The organism is Chitinophaga sp. 9-1-y, assembly GCF_059511905.2.
Map to the genome: position 1 here is coordinate 3,586,024 of NZ_CM197955.1, position 19,362 is coordinate 3,605,385.

Here is a 19,362-nt window from a genome sequence, read left to right on the forward strand (position 1 = left end):
CCGCCTCTTTCGAAGCGGCTTCATTACATCCCACGTCAAATTATTTGTTGCCGGTAGCTTAGTGCCAGAACCGGCTACTGGAATTATGTCTTCTGAATTTTCTGACCGCCTCGAAATTCTTTTTGAGCTGAGAGGTCTGTTGTGGATTCTTAGCTGTTTCGTAGGCGCTGACGCATTTAAACGCCATCACCATGTCGTAGTCCATCCCTACCTGTCCTACATTAAATGGTACGTTGCCATAGTTATTCCGGAACCACAGCATCCATTGGGGGCTACCTGGTGTATACACCAATGTGCTGTCGCTGGTGGGGAATGGACCAGGCAACAGGAACGATACAAAGGTATCCTGTGCCGGGCTATGGCAGCTCATACAAGACGACAGGGCCAGGTTGGTATACTTCTGACCGGTATTAATATCGTAAGCTTCCTGGGTTACCGCACCATCATTGGGGCCACTGAGGCGGCCACCCCAGCCTAATGTTTCCCGGCTGTATTCAGGCGCCAGTTTATTAATGACGGTTTCTTTCAGTGGCGGGTAAGGCGGCTTAATGGGACTGTTTACATTGGGGTCATTACCCCACATGGCACCCAAAGGCACCATCTTACCCCAGAAAGAGCTGGCAGGTTTGTACTTGTCGTACACAAAGGTAGAATATACCCATCCTGTTTGCGGAGAAGTAGCACTATCTTTTACAATCACGTCCATCTGGAAGAAGCTCACCTTCCGCATCTGGTAGCCCAGGCGGGGATCAGCTTTTGTTGGGATGGTATCGTATACATTAAAGGTTTGTGCGCCATCCATTACAGACCAGTCGGGACCATTGACGTTGGAAAATGCCAGCTTCACAATCACACTGCCTTCTTTAAACTGTGCGGCATCATTCATCAGGTTCACTTTCTGCCCTGTTTTACCCCAGATTTGTCCAACCGTATAGGCGGCAAGAGAATCATACAGAACCAGCGCATAGCCGGCTTCTGGTTCTTTCAATGTTTTAAACATATTGGCCGGATTGCCATTACCTAAATAAGCACCCAGGATAGCTTCCCGCTGTGATCCCAGCCAGGGTTCATTGAACCAGCCATATTTAGCGGAGGTCCAGGAAGTATTGCTGGTAAAGAATGGTATCACACGGGGGGCAACATAATTTTTCAGAGAATCCATATAGGCGAATACGTTCGAGGAGTCGATCGGATGCCCGTTCAAAGCACGCTGCCAGGGTGGATCTACCAAAGGTGTAAAACTGGTTGGATAATCATGGCTGAGCACAAATAATGAGTCAGGATACTGTTGTTTGGATGGTACGGAGTCCCGGTGATTCATAAACGCACCGTCCGCAAAAGACACTTTTAGCTCCGACTGGGTATCCGTGTCTTTTTTGTTATTGCTTGCGCAGTTATAAGCGAATACCACCAGGCCAAACAGGGTAAACACAAGACCGGTAACGCTGTACTTTCTTTTCATAGCATGTAGAATTTTGGTTAAAACAATAATGAGTGAGATGTAAAAAGTTATTTTGAGAATGGGGAATAAACTCGATTGCAGATCCGCTCGTATCACACGATATCTAAATATAGGCTAAAAAAACAAATTACCCGCATTTTAATAGTTAGCAATGCTAATCACATCTCCCAAAAAACACCTCATTACGGTCCATTCCCCGCATATCATAAAAATGCCTACCTTCCGCTTCTACTCCCGTGTTTACTATAAAGGATGTTATGACCGATTTCGAATTACTCAGACAACATATCACACAGTACATTCCCATCACCGATACGGAATTTGAACAGTTTACGGCGCTTTTTCATCCGAGAAAATTAAAGAAGAAAGATTTTCTTCTACGGGAAGGGGATATCTGTAAATACGAAGCCTTTGTTACCAAAGGCTGCTTCCGCATTTATTATTCAGACGACAAAGGAGACGCGCAGATCCTGTATTTCGCTGTGGAGAGCTGGTGGGCAACCGACATCGACAGCTTTACCAACCAGCGTCCTTCCCTGCTGAATATTGAGGCATTGGAGGATAGTGAAGTACTCGTCATCAACAAACCGGATAAAGACAGGTTATACGAAACCGTCCCCAAAGTAGAAAAGATGTTTCGTATCATGAACCAGAAGTCGCTGGTCACTTTCCAACGCCGGGTCATTTCTTCCCTGGGAAAAACCGCGGATAAACGTTACCTGGAATTTATTGAAAAGTACCCTTCACTTGAGCAACGCCTTAGCCAGCAACAGCTGGCGGCCTACCTGGGCATCTCACATGAATTTTTAAGTAAGATCCGGAAAAAGTTATCCGGTAAGTAAATAGCCGTACGTATTTTTTGAACTAGTTCAACTTTCGGGGAGTAGTAGCGGTCTACTTTTGAGGTCTAAACAACAACAAAATGAAAACAGCACTGCTCATTATCGACGTACAAAACGATTATTTTGAAGGAGGCGCACATGTCCTGGTAAACGCGGCGGCAGCCGGCCAACGGGCGCAACACGCTTTACAAAGCGCCAGGCAACAGCATATACCGGTAATTCATATCCAGCACCTGGCGGTGAATGAGGGCGCGGATTTCTTTTTACCCGGTACCCACGGCGCCGCCATCCATGCGGCGGTAAGCCCGGTAGCCGGAGAAACCATTATCACCAAAAATTATCCGAATAGTTTCAGGGATACTTCTCTGCTGTCGCATCTGCAGGAAAATGGTATCACACAGCTGTATATCTGCGGTATGATGACGGATGTATGTGTGGATGCTACCGTTCGGGCAGCGATGGACCTGGGCTTTAGTACCACGGTCATCGGCGACGCCTGCGCCACACGCGACCGGGAACTGTATGGTACACGGGTGGATGCAGCGGTCATTAACCAGGCTTACCTGGCGGGTATGACGGCCTTGAACGGACTTTATGCAATGGTCGTTACTGCGGAGGAGTTTATTTAAAGCAACCGCCCTCCCGGAATCATACAGATCCGGGAGGGCGGCTATCATATCACTTATTATTTTTTGGACGAATAAACCGCTTCTATCGTGTTTTTTATTTGTTCACGGAAGGGTTCATATGATTTTGCCGTGCTTAGCTTCTGCAGATAACCAGCTACTACGGCCCCGGTTTTGGTATTGCCGTGTTCCGCTATAAAGGAAGTATATTCCTGCCTGTTTTCCGGAACCAATGAATTAAGATCCTCCTGTCTGTCAAAAGCAGGCGTATTATCTTCTCCAAACAAATAATCTATACAATAATACTGATACTGTTCTTTCGCGGTCTCAAAAAATGTACTATTGGGATAGGTATCCAGGAATTTTTCCCAATTGAGCGCCCGCTTGCCAATCAGGGAGAATGGTACTGCTAGTCCTGCATCTGCGCTATATAGTACGGTATCTTCATCTGCCTTCAATTGCAGATAGGCCGTATAATCAGGCGGCAGCGAGGATTTAAACAAATGCGTATAAAAATCGGGCACCGGACGCAGATCCGTGTAGCCTTCTCCTATTTCCCATGGCTCAATGCCTCCGGCGGCCAGGAGTTTAATACGTGCTACTACGCGAGGAGGAGGTACGGTAATACCTTTTTCCGGTATGTAATATTCTACATATTTATCTAACCAGGCCGATTCATTGTGCGTCAGTCCTACAATCGCAGAATCAACATACAGCGATAACGAACGATACAATTTCACGGCGGTAGCAGTATCCATTCCTGCCAGCTGCCGGCTGATGGCTTCTCTTCTGCGGACTAACTCAGCAATGTAGGCTTCTGTTGGCAATGAATCGGGAACTTCCGCTTTGCTAACCACAGGCGAATCTGTGCGAACGGTAGCAATACTGTCTTGCTGGCTTCCCGCTTTCTGACCGGTTTCATAGCAACTGCCAAGCATCATGAGGGGGATCACAAACACCGGCATCCATAGCCGGAACTTCATAGATATGTTACTCATCATACAAAAAAGGAATTAACGTCACGTATATACGAAAACGCAAGATAATGCAAACGATGGTATTTCTATAAGCTTCCGTTAAAATAAACTCCCCTGTATCACTGCTGGTGGCGTAGTAGGCGGAAATACCCCCACAATGGTGAACGGCTGCTTTGAACTGGCATGTACATTTTGAGTAGTTCCCAGGAAAAAGTGCAGGTCCGAATTCCGGGCATATTCCTGCAGGTATTTTTTCCGTACCTCGTGAATAGCCTTCGGTTCTTTATCGGGGCCATTGAACTTTTTCAGACTTTTCCAGAACAGCGACGCCAACTGCCAGTCTTCCACCGGTAAGGTGATTTCCTTATTCTCCTGGTCCATAAAGCGGTAAGAAAATTGATACGGCAGCTTCTTCATAGCTGCAAACGGATCTTCCGGCTGTTCAAATACCTGCCCGTAATTAGTTTCCGCATATAGCTTGGATAACCGCTCCCGGCTCCACTCCCGCTCTGTTTCTTCTACCTCAAATCCCAATATACGGGTAGGTTTGAATACTACCAGCGAAGTATAAAATGCTTCATGTTTGGCTTCTACCACTAGTGTAGACAGGTTACGATAAATATTTTTCAGCACAATGGTTTTCCGGTCGCTCCAGTGGTCGGCATCGCCCAGGTGACCTATTTTTTTTACCGGTGCCTCCGGCACTACCGGGCTAAAACTTTCCAGCCTGAAATCCCTGTTACTCCGCACCAGGTCGAATTCTACCCAATCGTATAGCTGATATTGTTCGTCGTAAGTTTTCTTTGTAAATGGAATGGGGTATATCCTGATAAAAGTACCATCTTCCCTAAAACCTCCCAGGCTCAACTGCTCATTATAATGGGAAGATAATGTAGGATATGCTTTAACAGTAATCAACACTTTCGTCAACGGCATGCGCAAGAGATTTAAAACATCCGGCAAAACTAGGTTAATCATTGAAAATAAAAAAGTTAGCGCAGGTGAATATTATTTTTTACGTTTGAAAAAGGTATTGCAGAACGGGTTAAACCATCTTCCGGGAAAGTCGTTTAACACATAGCCACACCACGCATCTGTTATTGTTGACACTAATGGTTGTAAGCCCGTTCTTCCCTATATTTGGAACTGGCGCTATCATGATGGAACGTATTCAATATTTCAGGCAATTTCATGCTATCAGCGATGCTGACTATGCGTTGCTAACGGATCAGCTGCAATCCCGATCGTTTAAGAAAGGGGATTACATTACGGTACCGGGGCAGGTACAACGCGATTTATACTTCGTCAAAAACGGCGTACAGATGGCCTATTTCGACAATGGCGATAAAACCTTTGTGATCAGCTTCAGCTACCCACCCAACCTGTGTGCTATTGCGGAATCGTTTTCCTTCCAGGTGCCGTCTAAATATTATCTGACCTGCTTAACCGACAGCGAACTCGAATATATCAGCTATGAACAGTTGCAACAATTGGTCGACCAATCGCAACAAATAGAGCGGCTTTTCCGTCGTATGACAGAAGCCATGTTTGCGGGTATGATAGACCTGCACATTGATCTCCGCGCCCTGACCATTGAAGAACGTTATAAAACATTTTGCCAGAAAACCCCGCAGCTCCTGCATTTGGTGCCACATAAATACATCGCCTCTTATCTCGGGATAGATCCTACCAATTTCAGTAAGCTATTCAACCAGGTGAAGTTCTGACGTTGGTGTATACCAAGATTGGTTTGCTGGTTGCTTGCGATCTTTACCCTCACGCAAACAATACTACCATGACAACTACTCACTATGCCCACGTCAATGGCCTGGATATGTACTATGAAATACATGGCGCCGGGAAACCGTTATTATTGCTACCGGGCGCTGTATCCGGTACCGGCACTGCATTTGGCCAACTCATTCCGCTGCTGGCAGCACACAGACAGGTGATTGCCGTTGAGTTTCAGGGTTACGGTCATACGGCCGACATTCCGGACCGCCCCCTTTCTTTTGAACAGTTTGCAGCAGATGTGATCGCATTGCTGCACCAGTTAAACATTCCCCGGATCGATATTTTCGGTTACAGTACAGGTGCCGGCGTAGCATTGCAGGTGGCGATGCAACAACCTGCCCTGGTACGCAAACTGATCCTGGCTTCTGTAACGTGGCATAGCAACGGGCGGCATCCCGGCCTCCGAGACCTGGAAAAATTACTCACTGCGGAAGCGATGCAAGGCACGCCCTATGAAGCAGAATATTTGCACACCGCTCCCCGGCCAGCGGATTGGCCGCTACACCTGGCTAAAGTTACTACGTTCAATCAACAGCCGCAGGACTGGTCAGCAGACGAAATCCGGGAAATAGTATCGCCTGCATTGATCATAGCCGGTGATGCAGATATCGTTCAACCGGAACATGTCATCGATTTATTCAGATTGCTGGGAGGTGGCGGCATTGGCGAGTTTGGGCTGGCGGCCACTCAACTGGCGATATTACCCGGAACCATGCATACGGCACTTACACAGAAAACGGATTTGCTCATGGCGATGATTCCGGCGTTTTTAGATGCAAAAGAACCCTAATCAGTAAAATACGTTTACCCCCTGTGGGCAGCCGTCGATCTACCTTTGTGCTATCATTAACAACATTTAAAACTACATAGCATGTTGCGTAAACTTCACTAACAGTAATAATAGCAACATAACCCTAAAGCAATGCCATCCCGTTTACACAGGATGGCATTGCTATTCTTTTTATAATTCCAATACTTTATTTGCCACTATTTACCGGGTTGGGACGCACTTCGCCACCACCGGGAAGCTTAACAAAATAACCGGTTCCATAGGAATTACCCGGACGGAAGAAGTCGGTGGAAATAATTTGTGCCCCGCTCTCAAAAGTAGCGTTGGCACGTGTTTGATCATTTACCTTGGCCTCATAGGTGTCAATATCAGCGCGGGCTCTTACCATATAACCGTCTTTTACGTATTGCCTGATCTGCTGTTGCTTTACGATGGCATTATCCAGCAGGAAAAATGCGGCGTAGCTATCCTTTTCAGCAGACTGTACAAACATGATTCGTTTTTCGAGATTAGGTCGGTTCTCCACATAAGGCGTATGTAATTCCATCCCCGCCATAGAAGGCAATAAAAGGAAAATAAATTTACCTCTTGCCGCCTTTACGGTAGGCCAGTTTTTAGCGAGTACGGCTTCTTTCAGGGTAGTATAATTGCTACGTACATCATCTGGTGTGATTAGTTTGTCTCTACCCAGTACGCTCACTACTTCCTCGTCCAGCTCATCAAAGGCCTGTGCTGTAAATGGCAATACTTCAGCTGAATTCGGGAACAAAGGTGTTCCTTTATCTTTAGCTTCTACCATAATAGAGACAGGCAGGTGATCCGGATGTTTGTCGGACCAGTTTTTCAGGGCCTTCAGGGCCAGTTTAAGCGTAGGATAATGTGTGCGGAAGTCAAAGTCTGCCATGTGCAATACTTTGAACCCTGGTTTATCCAGGTCAGTGCTATCGAAAGGAAGCAGGTTCTTCACCCCTTTTTCTTCCAAAGCCCGATAGGAAGCAGGGTGACTAAAGCGATGCCCGGTAGGGTCATAGTAAATATCTATTTCGAGACTACGTATACCGGAGTCCAGCTGTACATCAAAGGGAGGATGGTTATAACTCAATGCCTCACTGAGTTTCATCACATTGGGATGATATTCCTGGTAAGCGGCCGCCTGTTCTTTGGTGACATTTTTTGTTAGCTGCTTCATCATTTTTTCAGCAATCGGATCTGCCAAAGCCATTAGTGTAGGATCTACCGGGCGCGCATAACTATTATGTGTTCCCAATACCTGGATCTGATTGATCTTCAGCGCATCGACAGACATGCTATGCTGCTTTTTTTTCTGTCCATGTGCAATACCTGCAGCTGATACCACCAATACTACCGTGGTGAATGTTCTGATTATTCTTTTCATTTGATATGTGCTTAAAAATTAGAAAAGTTTTATGCTGGCGCCTACTTGTCCGCGGATAGAGAACCAATTCGCTTCTTCGGGTCTGTTATAGGTTCCGTGGTAATATCTTACCGGGGCATTGGTGACGTTGTTAAGTTCTGCGAATAGTCTCACCTTAGGCGTGACGCTATACGAAGAAGAAAAATCAACGGTGAAGTTCTGTGCATACCAGCGGTAGTGGTCGGGGCCTGCTGCCTGCCGGATAACATCCAGGTATTTCCCTTTGTAATTGCCTGCCACCCTCGCTGTGAACTTGCCATATTCATACATAACAGACGCGTTAAAAACGTGTTTGGCCTGCTTGGGTATCACGCTTTCATCTTCTATTTTCTGTCCTGCTACAAAGCGCGGTATTTTCACTTTGGAGTTTGTAAAAGTATAGTTCAGGTCCACGCCGAAGCCTTTCCAGAAGCCAGGCAGATTGGTGAACCTTTTGGAAAACCCGGCTTCCAGTCCGCCGAGCCAGGCGCTTTGCATATTTACCGGTTCGCTGACACGGTATACTATGCCATTTATTTCCTGTGAGGACTCATTGGTATAAATAAGGTCCGTGAGCCTTTTGTAGAATGCGCCGAATGTAACTGACCCTACGCCACCAAAGTAATGCTCTGCCATCAGGTCGAAGTTATTGGCGAAAGTTGGCCTCAGGTCTGCATTACCACGGGTAATAACGCGATTGGTTTCGTCTTGTGTGGTGGCGGGATTCAGATTGTTGAAGTCAGCCCGGGCAAATGTCCGGGTATAGGCGAGGCGAATAATGTCATTCGTGGTAGCATTTACTTTTACATGCAACATTGGCAGGAAGGCGTTATAGCTATTGTCCTGTGTTAGCGGTGCCACGGTGCTACTGCCGCCTTTGGAAATCACCTTATTCCCTTTAAAGGTGACCTTACTATACTCGTTACGGATACCTCCTATAAGGGTTATTTTATTGGATAATTTATACTCCCCCATGGCATACACCGCATACACGTTTTCTTTACCGGTAAAGAATCTGCCAGCGCCAGACGCATTGGTAGCGGAATCTACTTCTACGGGGAACAGGCTGTATTTGGCAATGCCTGCCGGTGTAATGAGGTTTCTTACCTGGTCAATCGGCATCTGATCAATCATCACATTTTTATAGGGTGCGTTGATTTCCGTCAGGAAGCCCCCATTATAAGGAAATGGTTCTGTGCCTATTTGTGTCAACGTAGGAGCCTTACCGGTGATACCGGCCATATATATATTCAGCGGCGTTTCTACCAGCTTGTCTTTATAAATCACTTTACCACCAAACTTTATTTTCAGTTTTTCGCTGGGATGATAATTCAGGTTGACACCAAACCGTTTGTTGGATTCCCAGTTGGTGCTTCTGAGCATAACCACCTGTGTTAACGTCATAGCATCAGGACTAACAGGCGTTGTGGCAGACAGGTGAGGCAATACCGCGTCGATCTTGTCGCCGGCGCCATTAGGCGCATCCATAGCCAGGTATTTTTTTCCATCAGGCGCCAGGCCATCATAGCTAACTTTTTGGCCGAAGAATGCCATCGGATAGGAACCCGGATCGCCGAACTTAAACCTCGATTTGTCAGTACTTGCCGCCCAATCCAGGTTTAATTTACCTGACAAAGTATGCTGACCGCTCAATTCTGCGGAATACAAATTCGTATTATAATTGGCGGAACGGGTGGTAATGGTGGAAATACCAGTATTAAAATAGAAATAATTCTCTCGTACCATCTGTACATCCTGGTATTCCGTATAGATACCTTTGAGCTGGACTTTATGACGGTCGTTAAACTTATATTCAATCCCTCCATTTAAACCCGTTGTCCGGCGACCAGCGAGGTAATCGCGCAATTGTAAATCTGTGATGGAATAAGACGGAGTTTTATTCGGATTAGAAAAATCATAATTGACAGTATACCGATCAATGCCAGTAGTACGTTTCCATACCACTGCAGAAAAGAGATAGCCCAGTTTTCCTTTGGCTACCCGGTCGCCATATACCACCGACGCATTGTAAGATCCTTTATCCGACTGCGCATTATACCCGCCGGCGGCGTTGATGTTCAGCACCCGCTGCTGTGGAGCTGCCTTTGTAATAAAATTAATGGAACCTCCAATAGCATCTCCTTCTATATCAGGCGTGAGGGCTTTCGACAACTGTACATATTCAATCAGCTCTGATGGAAAAATATCCATTTGAACGCGCCGGTCGGTATAGTCAAGACTGGCAGAAGGCAAGCGGTTACCGTTCAATAAAGTAGCGCTCCATTGAATAGGCGTACCCCGCACTGATACATAGCGACCTTCTCCTCCATCGCGTTCAATAGAAACGGCCTGCATTCTTTGTACTGCTTCAGCCGCGTTGCGATCCGGTAATTTTCCAATGGCATCGGCTGCCAATACCTCCATGATACCAGTGGCGTTTTTCTTGATACTGATGGCTTTTACCTGCGAACCAGCGGAGGCGCCATTGACAATCACTTCTCCCAAAACACCTGCTGCAGGCGCTAATTCAATATCTCCAATATTATTTAGCCCGGCTTTTACTTCTATGTCCAATGTTTTGTTCGTATACCCCAGGTAGCGGAAAGTCAGTGTAACCTTTCCCGTGTGTTTGAGAACAAGGGTGAATTTCCCGTTAAGATCAGTTTGAGTACCCAGGCTTCCGGCAGTAACCGTAGCGCCGGGAAGTAACTCGCCTTTCGATACCGTCACGCCGGTGATCTGTTGTGCCGTAGCTAATACCGGCGCAAATAAGAATACGAGTAAAAGAATCTTATTCATTGTGCATTTTTAATTTGCACAAAGATGAAAGTTGCCTGATTCCTGGTCGTCCTTGCCGATAACGCCGTACGTCCGGATAAACCAGGAGCGTACATATTTATCACAAACAATTAAAAACCAACAACTTACTCAATATTAAGGATTTGTTAAGCGGCCCTTTAAGTTTGACATCAAACCAGGAAAACATCTTTTTATAGTACTTCATCCCTGGAAGTATTGGTATTTTTTAGCCAGGCAGAAGGTGTGACCCCGGTTGTTTTTTTGAAATACTGATTGAAGGAAGACTTGGAATTAAACCCTGCCTCAAAGGCAATAGATAATATATTAGGGACTTTATGCTGTAGCCTTGATTTGTCCATTTCCGTTATTACATGCTGGATCCGGTATTCATTTATGTACTGATAAAAAGACTTGCCCAGGTATTTATTGAGTGATTCCGACAAATGATGCCGGGGTACCTGGAGCAATACCGCCAGTCCATCGAGTGATAAATCAGCATCCGTATACCTTTTTTCATTTACCATCTGAGCATTCACTTTCTCTATAATATCGGCTTGTAAGGCATCAGATAAACCCGTTTTCTTTTGTTTGTTCTCCAAAACAGGTAGGTTCTCTATGCTAACGCCCGGGTGTCCGGAAATGCTAATCTCCGGCTCAGCCAGTGAAACCGGGCATTCCATCAAAGCAGGGCGAATAAAATCCACCTGCCTTCTTTCCAATGTGGGATCAGCGAACAGCAACTGACCATTATGGGAGATATCTACTACCCGTGTGGTATATATAGACAGAATTTTTACCCTGCCAATAGCCAGGCAAACAATCAATAGTGTGGTATAGGTAACTATCCTTATCCAGAGGTGCGCCTCTGTTGGTGAAAACTGGCCGGGAAACATTTCACTGAACAAAGACAGTATGGTTCCCATCGTAACAATCCCTATAAATATGGCTGCTATTAACCGGATCAGCTGTTTCTCAGACAAGGACAATCCGGAAAGTTGCTGTGATATGTTCAGTGATTTAATACCAAAAAAGATAAATGAAATAAGGATACCCCACCCCACTACTTTATTATATATCTCTATATAAGCAGGCGTTTTTCCGCCGTGCCTAATCACGTATCCCGCAATAGCAAAATAGGCAATAGCTGCCAATCCCACGGGAACAAACAAGAGCACCATCCTGAATACAGGCAATTTCCGGCACTGATGATGCTGGCGGGCATACAACCACAATAAGGGTGCGTATAACAACTGGATGAAAGTAATATATCCTTTATGTATTTCGGCGTCGGGAAATGCCTTGTTCATCACAAAACAACCTGATAAATGTATAAATATGCAGGCCAGCAGCCAGCTTAGTATACGATCATTACCAACTGACTTTTTAGTGGAAAAAACAATAAAAATTCCCAATACAATCAGTGCCTGAAAGGCACCCAGCAAACTAATGTAATTCAAACCAAAATCTTTAATACGTTTTAATCCTTGTTTTCCCGTTCAGCAAAGCTACTATTCCAACATTAAGGAATTATTAAGTCAGCCGCGATGTTGCTGTATCCACCCGAAAATCAGCGGAAATATTTCTCCCATAAAAACTTCCGACTGCCGGATGGCATTGCGATCATCTACCGCCTGGTTAACAGCTATCACCGCATCCAGGCCAGGTACGAGGATCAGGAACTGTCCGCCCCAGCCCATGCCATAGGTAATGGCTTCTCCTTTATAGGTTTTGTGATAAAAGAAAAGTCCGTAGGTAGTATGGGGTAATCCCCAGGGGGCCGGGTAGGTTTTCGGGGGAAGTAACAATGCATGGGTCCATTGTGCAGCCACGAGCTGTTGACCGTTATACCGACCACTATCCAGTATCAGTTGCCCGATTTTATTCATGTCGGCGGTGCGCAGGCGCACACTTAGTAATCCACTGCCATCATTAAACCCGTCTTTCATTGCGGGCCATTCCATTTGTTGAATTCCGAGTGGCGTAAAGAGATATTGGCGGGCAAAATCCAGTGTGCTTTGCCCGGTGGCTTTGGTCAATATAACAGATATCAAATGTGAGGCGGCGTTATTGTAATGCAGTTCGCTTCCCGGGTCAGCTAACAGTGGTTGTTCCCATACATAACCGGAGGGATTATCCAATCCCAGGTATTGGTCCAACCGGTCCAGGTTCTCGTGCCACAGGCCGGAAGCCTGGTTCATGACATCGGCAATGGTAATTTGTTGCTTTCTTTTGTCCGGATCGTTTTTTAATACGGGCAATAGTTCACATACCCTGGTATCTAATGAATGAATAAACCCTTTATCAATGGCGATACCTACCAATACTGCCTCCAGGCTCTTGGTGAGGGACTGATGATTGCGCAGGTCGTTTATCTTCTGCCCGTTGAAAGCTTGGTTATAAACTACCTGGCCTTTTACCGCCACTACCAGTGAGTAAATCCCATGGTTGTTACGGATAGCCGAAGCCGTATCAAAGGAAACCTGTGATGTTGCAGTGGTAGCAGTAGTGAGTAGCAATAAAAGGAGGAGGATTCTCATAACTGGTGTTGTTCATTCTTCCGGATATACCCGGTTTTCGCTTGATAAATTAAGCAAATTTTCTGTAAGCATGTAAGCGTGGCAAAGGTTTTCCAGGTAATTATATTTCGTTTCTGTAAATTTATATACGTATTCCTTTATATGAGAACTGTACTGCTTTCCCTGCTATATATCTTTACTGCCTGCCATTCCAGGCCTTCAGGAATAACTACCCAGCCGCCCAATATTTCAGACAGCCTGCAAACTGCCATAAAGCGAGGTACTGATCTGTCAGCGCCGGCGATTCTATCTTCCGGGATACCCGGGCACCTGCAGATAGTACTGGCCGGACTAGAACAGGACACCTTATCTGCCAGGTCGGCCGCTGTAGGTCAATATTCTGTGGCGGTGATTAACTGGCCTCAGGGCAAGCTAGCCGTTTGTTCAGATCCTGATGGCCATAGCTTTATTCTTCAAAAGTCAGGCAAACAATGGCATCTTGCTGATACCCTTGATATGACACAAATTTGGCAGATTGACACCATAGATATTAACGGAGACGGTTACACGGATATATTGTTAAATGATTTTCCCAATGTGCATGGTAATATATACTGCATCCCGCTGTTGTCTGATGCCAGGGGAACATTCACCCTCCGGGAAGACTGCGGCCTGGTAAATCTCCGTTACGATCACCGTACCCGTATCATAAGATCTTTTACTATCGGAGGCGTGTTTACGACAACGTACAAAGAAGAGTACAGGTGGTCAAATGACTCACTGCACCTGATAAGAGGCGTGGATTTGACCCTGGATACTGATACCCGCCACGAAATGTATGACGCTCATTTTTATCACAAGAAAAATGGAGAAAAAGTGATAGATAAACACCTCCGTGGGGCGAAGGTAAACCAGGTATATGATCAGGCCTTCTGGGATATCGCGGAATAATAGGAATACAGGGTACCTTTTTTATGTTCATAAACAATCAGGAGAATAGCAAGGGGGCTTTTCAGCCCCCTTTCAGTATATACGTTTACGTTATACACGAGTATCTCAACAACTCCATTATTTGCATGGCCCATTAACATCCGTATTGGAACCGCTTTGTAAACTTTGGGTAAGTGCATTCTGCACCATTTGCAGCACATAGTCCCGCCTTTCATCTGTGGACGCAGTAATTATATTGCCCTGCACGTTTGTAGAAGCAATCAGGTACTTACCATCAGCGTCATGAATAACTACTTCCCAGGTACGGCCGGCACCGGCAATGACAGCTCTTACCAACAGGTCTACGCTACCAGCATTCCTTCTGAAAGGTGGAAGGCGCCAGATATCAGAGAAGATTAATTGCGCAATGCCATTTTTTGCATCCTGGATATTTTGGTTGGAAGCATTGGCAAGGTTCTGAATAGGACCAGTCACACTAATGGTGAGGGTACAATTAGGGTCATTCAGTAATTCAGATACGGCGGGTTTCATTTCTTCCTTCATGGTTTTCATTTTTATGGTTATTAAAGATAGTATCCTGAGGGTCTTCTTATTTGAAGTACAAACATAAATAACCCCTCCGGGTAAGAAAAAGTTTACCCGGAGTGTTATTTTTTAAACAAGCCTGATCAGCTATTTGCCATTCAGCAAGAAAGTTTCCACCATGGTTGTATAGGTCTCCGGCTCTTCGTACATCGGGATATGTCCTGAATATAACATCTCGGTAAAAGTGGCATGAGGTATCAGCGAGGCGCACTCCCTGCCCTGTTCCGGAGGATTTAACCCGTCGTATTTCCCGCTAATCACCAGTGTTTCCGCTGTTATTTTATGGAGATCGTTCCGGAAATCAAACCCTTCCAATGCTTTATTAGCTGCGGCAAATTGCTCAGGAGGCATTTGGGGCACCAGTATATCCATATGTGCCTTCATGGCTTCCGGATCATAGGTAAAGTAGCGGACCAGGTAGGCAAAAATTTCGTTTGCTTGCATACCCGTTAATTCGGCGGCGTGCTCAGTCATGAGTCGCTGTACAGACGATGTCAGGCCATTGGACTTTGGCACCGTCAGCACCAGCTTGCTAACCCTTTCGCCGAGTGCAATCGCAGCTCCCTGTGCAATATAAGAGCCCATGGAAACCCCATATAAAGCGGTAACCGGCAGCTCATAATAATCCATGATACCAATTACATCCTGGATGTGATCCTGTAATGTATATTGGGCGGGCTTATCTGACTGCCCATGTCCCCGGCAGTCGAATGCAATGGTTTTAAAGTGTGGAGAAAGCCGGTCGGTCAGGTCTGAAAAATAGTCATGGCTACCACCAATACCATGGATAAGAATAACAGGATGTCCGGTTCCTTTTACAGATACATTCAGTTTGATTCCGTTGATTGCTACAAGGGCCATATCGTTGCGTAATTTAAACATCACTGATGCATATCCATTTTTAAATGCACCAATATTTTGTAACATAGACGAATATACGAAAGGCAGGTTTAATTCTTCTCTGATACGCTGACGGGCAAATATTCTCTGACGATAAACCCGTAAAATGAAAAAGCGGTTTAAGTGATTAACTTTACCTTTTTATTTTACCTCCGGAAAAAGTAATACATGATCCACTGGAAAAGCGCCTGGTGCGACACCAACAACATCCGTCTACATTACACCCGCACCGGTGGCAACAAACCACCGCTCCTGCTTCTTCATGGATTAATGACCAATGGCCGTTGCTGGACCAACCTGGCACGCGTACTTGAAACAGACTACGACGTGATCATGCCGGATGCAAGAGGACATGGCCTCTCCAGTGCACCTGAGCAGGGTTATCAATACGAAGACCATGCAAATGACATCATCGGTTTAACAGAAGCGCTATCACTTTCCGCTCCCATCCTCCTGGGACATTCCATGGGTGGTATGACGGCCGCCGTAGTGGCCAGCCGTAAGCCCTCACTGCTCCGCAGCGTGATCCTGGCTGATCCTACGTTCCTGAGCCCGGCTGTTCAGCGCGAAGTATATGATAGCGACGTAGCGGCACAGCATCGAAAAATACTTGATCAATCGCTGGAGGAGCTGATCGCTGCAGCGCAGATAAGACACCCCAAACGATCACCAGCAACAATTGAGCTATATGCGAGGGCCCGGCTGCAAACCAGCATGGCTGCCTTCGATGTACTTATTCCTCCCAACCCGGATTACCAGCAGCTGGTGCATCAGATGAACATACCGGCCCTGCTCCTGTTTGGCGATAGCGGCGTGGTAACTGCTGAAGTGGCGGAAGCACTGCAACAGGTAAATCCCGGGCTGCAAGTAGTACAAATCAGGGAAGCCGGACACAGCTTACATATGGATCAGCCGGAACACTTTGCCACTGCGGTTGGCGCATTCTTACATGCCATCAACAAAACGTAGGCATCTACTTTCCCAAATCACCGGTAACAGTTTTCTCATATAAAATGGGATCTCCGTTTTTGAATCTCCCCGTAATTACAATTCTAAAAGGCTTAGACGGGGCAGGAAAGTGAAAATCAGGCGTTCTTACATCATTATTCCAGAACCATGTTATAGGGTCTGCCTGTGACCAGGTAACGGAGGGCGTATAGCCATTAATCTCCAGCGTTTTTGATGGCGGCTCTGTTGATATTGCATCATCACTGTGCCGCTTATAGAGACAAATAGCAGGACAGGGCGGATGAAGGTCCTGGAACACCTTGGCATAGGCGAAATCAGCGAGTGGCAAGGTAGCCGCATACTCAATACTCACCAAACTTTCATCTACATAAATCTCCACCCCTTTACATGAGCCCAGGTTACCTGATCTCCAGTTAGGCGGCAATTCACCTGCTAAATAATCCAGTACAAAATAGAGCCTACCAGGGTTAATGGGGTTTCTGAGATCGAAGGTAAAATGCTCAATCCCTTTGAATTCATCTTTCATCACATACTTCTTGTTTAAAGCCAGATGCCGGTCTTGCCACCTCGCCTTTACTTCAACAGTTTTTAATGTTTTAAAGCGATTGCCCAGCAACAATTTTTCTTCAATAGATTTTTCAGGCATTGCAACCGAGAGCCGGAGCGTATCCTTTATCATGCCGGATAACGGTGGATTGAATGCCGGGAAAGAATCCCTGAGCAGACCAAGCCGATAATTATCCTTCACAGGCTTCTCCTTCCTGAAGAGCTGGTAGTGTAAATGTCCCGGGCCGTAAAAATAAAGGTCCTGGAATGTCACTAAACCACTGTCGAGCGATAAATAAGTTTTTAAACTATTGAGGGTGTCATATTGTACATACATGTGCACATCCAGGTTGCTGTTTCTTTTATCGGAGGGAGAAACCAGGTTTGCACGAAATACCAGGCCAGTGGTATCCCACCTCTTCGGAAACGCTGGCATAGGGAATGTGGGCATCGCGGCAGTTCCAACATCATCTTTTGCTGTGACGGATATACAATAGCTGAAATCTTGTTGGGAGGCTATGTTTACAGTGTACTGTTGCTGATGCTTTACTACAGTTACCAGGTTGGTGCCGGCATCTGTGGATGGTTTCGGAAGACTTTGCTTTACAACAACGTTTACCACTTTCTGTTCCAAAACATTTATGGGAATGATGGCTTCCGTAGTTCCGTTCAACGTATAACCCCTTAACCAATAGCAGCCTGGTTTCACTGGTGCCCCAATCTGCCCGGAGCAATCATGGCCGTTAATCGGGAAAACCTTCCTTTCTATCATTACTGATTGCTGATCAAATAACTCCAGGTAGAAATTACTACCCGCCCGAAAGCTGTCGGTTAAAATAAAAGAACGGAACCAGATGGTATCTGCACTGAAACAGATTTTCTTATCTGTTTGCATGAAAACCCTTTCTCCCTGGGCACATACTGAAATGGTAAACACCATCAAAACAAATACAAATAGCGTTCTTAGCATCTGGGTTATGGATTAGCGTCTAATGGAATCTTCCTGGTATTATAATCATTTAACTATAATACTTAATTGAGATACGCAATCCACTGTTTTTGAGATGTGATGCAGTTGTTAATACAAAATATTTTAGATTAAATTTTATATATATGTTTTCATTTTGATTAAATTCCTTTCAAAGTGACATGGTGACGATTACCGGACTTTCTCATTAACTTCGGCATCAGCATTTGGTGCCTAAAAATCATTCGCCGTAAACACACGCTTATCCATAAAAACCAGTCTCCATGTCGGCTACCATCCAGTTAAAGTCAATACTTACCTGTCCCTATTGTGGGTATCAAAAAGAGGAGCTAATGCCGGTGGATGCCTGCTAGTATTTCTATGAATGCGGGAACTGCCATCAGCGGCTACAACCTAAACCTGGCGATTGTTGTGTGTATTGCAGTTATGGCACAGTGAAATGCCCACCGATGCAGCAGGGTAACTGTTGTGGTTAAACACATTAATATCTGTCCATAAAATTGAAAAATATATAGCCACATAATACGGTCAGCAGGATACCGGAAATAATCATCCACCCGCCCAGGTTCCGTGTTTTTGGGGAGAATGCCGCTACACGTGAGCCATCCGGCAACGTTTTTTTGGTCAAACGAATAAATGCGCCCATAAAGATTCCTATAAAAGAAAAAGGAATCTTAAAGGGAATCGGCAGCAGCCATATTAAAGGAGAAAGGAAACCTATTAACAGCCAGACATCCGGCATCTGCTGAGGCTGAGAAAGGGCCTCTTTTCGGCCATCTCCCAGTTGGGTCAATTGTTCCGGGGAGTAGGAAATACCCTGTTTTTCCAGCAATTTTAACGCTAACGCATAATCGAAGTCACCCCATTCATCTTTCTTCATCACTACTTCTTTCAACTCCTCTGTAGAAAAAGATAGCAGGTAATAGTCTGGTTCCACATCTTCGGGAGTTACGCTGATCAGGCTTTTCAACAGGGCATCTGCGGGCGAAAAGTAATCTGCCGGCAGCTTCACCAGGTGTCGCTGATCAAAGTTTTGCCCTACATATACTTTATCCATGAGCAGCACTTCTTCTTCATACTGGGCGGGAATATGGTGTTCCTGCAAGAGTCCTATCATTTCGGTGGCTTGTTCTGCTGTATGAAATCGTTTAAAAGTAAGTAGCTGTTCCATAGGTATTTTATCGGGCCATGAAGATACTGCTT

Annotated in this window: 17 protein-coding genes and 1 pseudogene; 7 read left to right on the top strand and 11 right to left on the bottom strand. The window is 45.6% G+C overall.

The genetic code is table 11. The features are described from left to right. Nucleotides 1-58: 58 nt before the first annotated feature. Entirely contained in the window at nucleotides 59-1,462 is a 1,404-nt protein-coding gene (locus AC5ZC7_RS14215) for a hypothetical protein (RefSeq protein ID WP_496162450.1), read from the bottom strand. Between the two features lie 257 nt (nucleotides 1,463-1,719). On the opposite strand from AC5ZC7_RS14215, the gene AC5ZC7_RS14220 reads away from it, so the two are divergent. Together AC5ZC7_RS14220 and AC5ZC7_RS14225 are read left to right on the top strand one after the other, a co-directional pair. Further along, the gene (locus tag AC5ZC7_RS14220; RefSeq protein ID WP_496162449.1) at nucleotides 1,720-2,304 is read left to right on the top strand and encodes a cyclic nucleotide-binding domain-containing protein; all 585 of its coding nucleotides are present in this window, start codon (nucleotides 1,720-1,722) and stop codon (nucleotides 2,302-2,304) included. An 80-nt stretch (nucleotides 2,305-2,384) separates the two neighbouring features. Beyond that, nucleotides 2,385-2,933 carry an isochorismatase family protein gene (locus AC5ZC7_RS14225; protein WP_496162448.1) on the top strand — a complete coding sequence of 183 codons (549 nt, stop codon included), beginning with the start codon at nucleotides 2,385-2,387 and terminating at the stop codon, nucleotides 2,931-2,933. Between the two features lie 56 nt (nucleotides 2,934-2,989). On the opposite strand, the gene AC5ZC7_RS14230 is transcribed toward AC5ZC7_RS14225, so the two are convergent. Together AC5ZC7_RS14230 and AC5ZC7_RS14235 are read right to left on the bottom strand one after the other, a co-directional pair. Then, on the bottom strand, nucleotides 2,990-3,931 hold the full coding sequence (locus AC5ZC7_RS14230; protein ID WP_496162447.1) for a hypothetical protein: 942 nt from the start codon (nucleotides 3,929-3,931) through the stop codon (nucleotides 2,990-2,992). Nucleotides 3,932-4,006: 75 nt separating this feature from the next. Then, on the bottom strand, nucleotides 4,007-4,843 hold the full coding sequence (locus AC5ZC7_RS14235; RefSeq protein WP_496162446.1) for a DUF8758 domain-containing protein: 837 nt from the start codon (nucleotides 4,841-4,843) through the stop codon (nucleotides 4,007-4,009). A gap of 221 nt (nucleotides 4,844-5,064) precedes the next feature. On the opposite strand from AC5ZC7_RS14235, the gene AC5ZC7_RS14240 reads away from it, so the two are divergent. Both AC5ZC7_RS14240 and AC5ZC7_RS14245 read left to right on the top strand, forming a co-directional pair. Next, nucleotides 5,065-5,634, top strand: coding sequence for a cyclic nucleotide-binding domain-containing protein (locus AC5ZC7_RS14240; protein ID WP_496162445.1), 570 nt, complete (start codon nucleotides 5,065-5,067; stop codon nucleotides 5,632-5,634). 68 nt (nucleotides 5,635-5,702) lie between these two features. After that, the gene (locus AC5ZC7_RS14245; protein ID WP_496162444.1) at nucleotides 5,703-6,491 is read left to right on the top strand and encodes an alpha/beta fold hydrolase; all 789 of its coding nucleotides are present in this window, start codon (nucleotides 5,703-5,705) and stop codon (nucleotides 6,489-6,491) included. Nucleotides 6,492-6,678: 187 nt separating this feature from the next. Here AC5ZC7_RS14245 and AC5ZC7_RS14250 read toward each other — a convergent pair whose 3' ends face one another. From AC5ZC7_RS14250 to AC5ZC7_RS14265, 4 genes are all read right to left on the bottom strand, one after another. Next, complete coding sequence (locus tag AC5ZC7_RS14250; RefSeq protein ID WP_496162443.1) at nucleotides 6,679-7,887, bottom strand: Ca2+-dependent phosphoinositide-specific phospholipase C; 1,209 nt, start codon at nucleotides 7,885-7,887, stop codon at nucleotides 6,679-6,681. A gap of 18 nt (nucleotides 7,888-7,905) precedes the next feature. Beyond that, a complete protein-coding gene (locus AC5ZC7_RS14255; protein ID WP_496162442.1) occupies nucleotides 7,906-10,704 on the bottom strand; it encodes a TonB-dependent receptor in 2,799 nt (932 codons plus the stop codon). A 191-nt stretch (nucleotides 10,705-10,895) separates the two neighbouring features. Then, complete coding sequence (locus AC5ZC7_RS14260) at nucleotides 10,896-12,161, bottom strand: helix-turn-helix domain-containing protein (RefSeq protein ID WP_496162441.1); 1,266 nt, start codon at nucleotides 12,159-12,161, stop codon at nucleotides 10,896-10,898. Nucleotides 12,162-12,239: 78 nt separating this feature from the next. Then, nucleotides 12,240-13,241, bottom strand: coding sequence for a serine hydrolase (locus AC5ZC7_RS14265; RefSeq protein ID WP_496162440.1), 1,002 nt, complete (start codon nucleotides 13,239-13,241; stop codon nucleotides 12,240-12,242). A gap of 141 nt (nucleotides 13,242-13,382) precedes the next feature. On the opposite strand from AC5ZC7_RS14265, the gene AC5ZC7_RS14270 reads away from it, so the two are divergent. Continuing rightward, nucleotides 13,383-14,171: an XAC2610-related protein gene (locus AC5ZC7_RS14270; RefSeq protein WP_496162439.1), complete on the top strand. Its 789-nt coding sequence runs from the start codon at nucleotides 13,383-13,385 to the stop codon at nucleotides 14,169-14,171. Nucleotides 14,172-14,288: 117 nt separating this feature from the next. On the opposite strand, the gene AC5ZC7_RS14275 is transcribed toward AC5ZC7_RS14270, so the two are convergent. Together AC5ZC7_RS14275 and AC5ZC7_RS14280 are read right to left on the bottom strand one after the other, a co-directional pair. After that, nucleotides 14,289-14,723, bottom strand: coding sequence for a hypothetical protein (locus tag AC5ZC7_RS14275; protein ID WP_496162438.1), 435 nt, complete (start codon nucleotides 14,721-14,723; stop codon nucleotides 14,289-14,291). A gap of 120 nt (nucleotides 14,724-14,843) precedes the next feature. Next, nucleotides 14,844-15,617, bottom strand: coding sequence for an alpha/beta fold hydrolase (locus tag AC5ZC7_RS14280; RefSeq protein WP_496162437.1), 774 nt, complete (start codon nucleotides 15,615-15,617; stop codon nucleotides 14,844-14,846). A 207-nt stretch (nucleotides 15,618-15,824) separates the two neighbouring features. Here AC5ZC7_RS14280 and AC5ZC7_RS14285 point away from each other — a divergent pair, with 207 nt between their 5' ends. Further along, the gene (locus AC5ZC7_RS14285) at nucleotides 15,825-16,625 is read left to right on the top strand and encodes an alpha/beta fold hydrolase (protein WP_496162436.1); all 801 of its coding nucleotides are present in this window, start codon (nucleotides 15,825-15,827) and stop codon (nucleotides 16,623-16,625) included. A 4-nt stretch (nucleotides 16,626-16,629) separates the two neighbouring features. On the opposite strand, the gene AC5ZC7_RS14290 is transcribed toward AC5ZC7_RS14285, so the two are convergent. Next, the gene (locus tag AC5ZC7_RS14290) at nucleotides 16,630-18,141 is read right to left on the bottom strand and encodes a hypothetical protein (protein ID WP_496162435.1); all 1,512 of its coding nucleotides are present in this window, start codon (nucleotides 18,139-18,141) and stop codon (nucleotides 16,630-16,632) included. Nucleotides 18,142-18,560: 419 nt separating this feature from the next. Here AC5ZC7_RS14290 and AC5ZC7_RS14295 point away from each other — a divergent pair. Then, a pseudogene (locus AC5ZC7_RS14295) lies at nucleotides 18,561-18,635 on the top strand (GDCCVxC domain-containing (seleno)protein); the annotation flags it as partial. A 5-nt stretch (nucleotides 18,636-18,640) separates the two neighbouring features. On the opposite strand, the gene AC5ZC7_RS14300 reads toward AC5ZC7_RS14295, so the two are convergent. Next, on the bottom strand, nucleotides 18,641-19,330 hold the full coding sequence (locus AC5ZC7_RS14300; protein ID WP_511911554.1) for a hypothetical protein: 690 nt from the start codon (nucleotides 19,328-19,330) through the stop codon (nucleotides 18,641-18,643). Between the last annotated feature and the right edge of the window lie 32 nt (nucleotides 19,331-19,362).

Excerpts from the sequence above, each read along its gene's own strand:
- AC5ZC7_RS14215 (WP_496162450.1), bottom strand. The coding sequence starts at position 1,462 with ATGAAAAGAAAGTACAGCGTTACCGGTCTTGTGTTTACCCTGTTTGGC.
- AC5ZC7_RS14220 (WP_496162449.1), top strand. The coding sequence starts at position 1,720 with ATGACCGATTTCGAATTACTCAGACAACATATCACACAGTACATTCCC.
- AC5ZC7_RS14225 (WP_496162448.1), top strand. The coding sequence starts at position 2,385 with ATGAAAACAGCACTGCTCATTATCGACGTACAAAACGATTATTTTGAA.
- AC5ZC7_RS14230 (WP_496162447.1), bottom strand. The coding sequence starts at position 3,931 with ATGATGAGTAACATATCTATGAAGTTCCGGCTATGGATGCCGGTGTTT.
- AC5ZC7_RS14235 (WP_496162446.1), bottom strand. The coding sequence starts at position 4,843 with ATGCCGTTGACGAAAGTGTTGATTACTGTTAAAGCATATCCTACATTA.
- AC5ZC7_RS14240 (WP_496162445.1), top strand. The coding sequence starts at position 5,065 with ATGATGGAACGTATTCAATATTTCAGGCAATTTCATGCTATCAGCGAT.
- AC5ZC7_RS14245 (WP_496162444.1), top strand. The coding sequence starts at position 5,703 with ATGACAACTACTCACTATGCCCACGTCAATGGCCTGGATATGTACTAT.
- AC5ZC7_RS14250 (WP_496162443.1), bottom strand. The coding sequence starts at position 7,887 with ATGAAAAGAATAATCAGAACATTCACCACGGTAGTATTGGTGGTATCA.
- AC5ZC7_RS14255 (WP_496162442.1), bottom strand. The coding sequence starts at position 10,704 with ATGAATAAGATTCTTTTACTCGTATTCTTATTTGCGCCGGTATTAGCT.
- AC5ZC7_RS14265 (WP_496162440.1), bottom strand. The coding sequence starts at position 13,241 with ATGAGAATCCTCCTCCTTTTATTGCTACTCACTACTGCTACCACTGCA.
- AC5ZC7_RS14270 (WP_496162439.1), top strand. The coding sequence starts at position 13,383 with ATGAGAACTGTACTGCTTTCCCTGCTATATATCTTTACTGCCTGCCAT.
- AC5ZC7_RS14275 (WP_496162438.1), bottom strand. The coding sequence starts at position 14,723 with ATGAAAACCATGAAGGAAGAAATGAAACCCGCCGTATCTGAATTACTG.
- AC5ZC7_RS14280 (WP_496162437.1), bottom strand. The coding sequence starts at position 15,617 with ATGGCCCTTGTAGCAATCAACGGAATCAAACTGAATGTATCTGTAAAA.
- AC5ZC7_RS14285 (WP_496162436.1), top strand. The coding sequence starts at position 15,825 with ATGATCCACTGGAAAAGCGCCTGGTGCGACACCAACAACATCCGTCTA.
- AC5ZC7_RS14290 (WP_496162435.1), bottom strand. The coding sequence starts at position 18,141 with ATGCTAAGAACGCTATTTGTATTTGTTTTGATGGTGTTTACCATTTCA.
- AC5ZC7_RS14300 (WP_511911554.1), bottom strand. The coding sequence starts at position 19,330 with ATGGAACAGCTACTTACTTTTAAACGATTTCATACAGCAGAACAAGCC.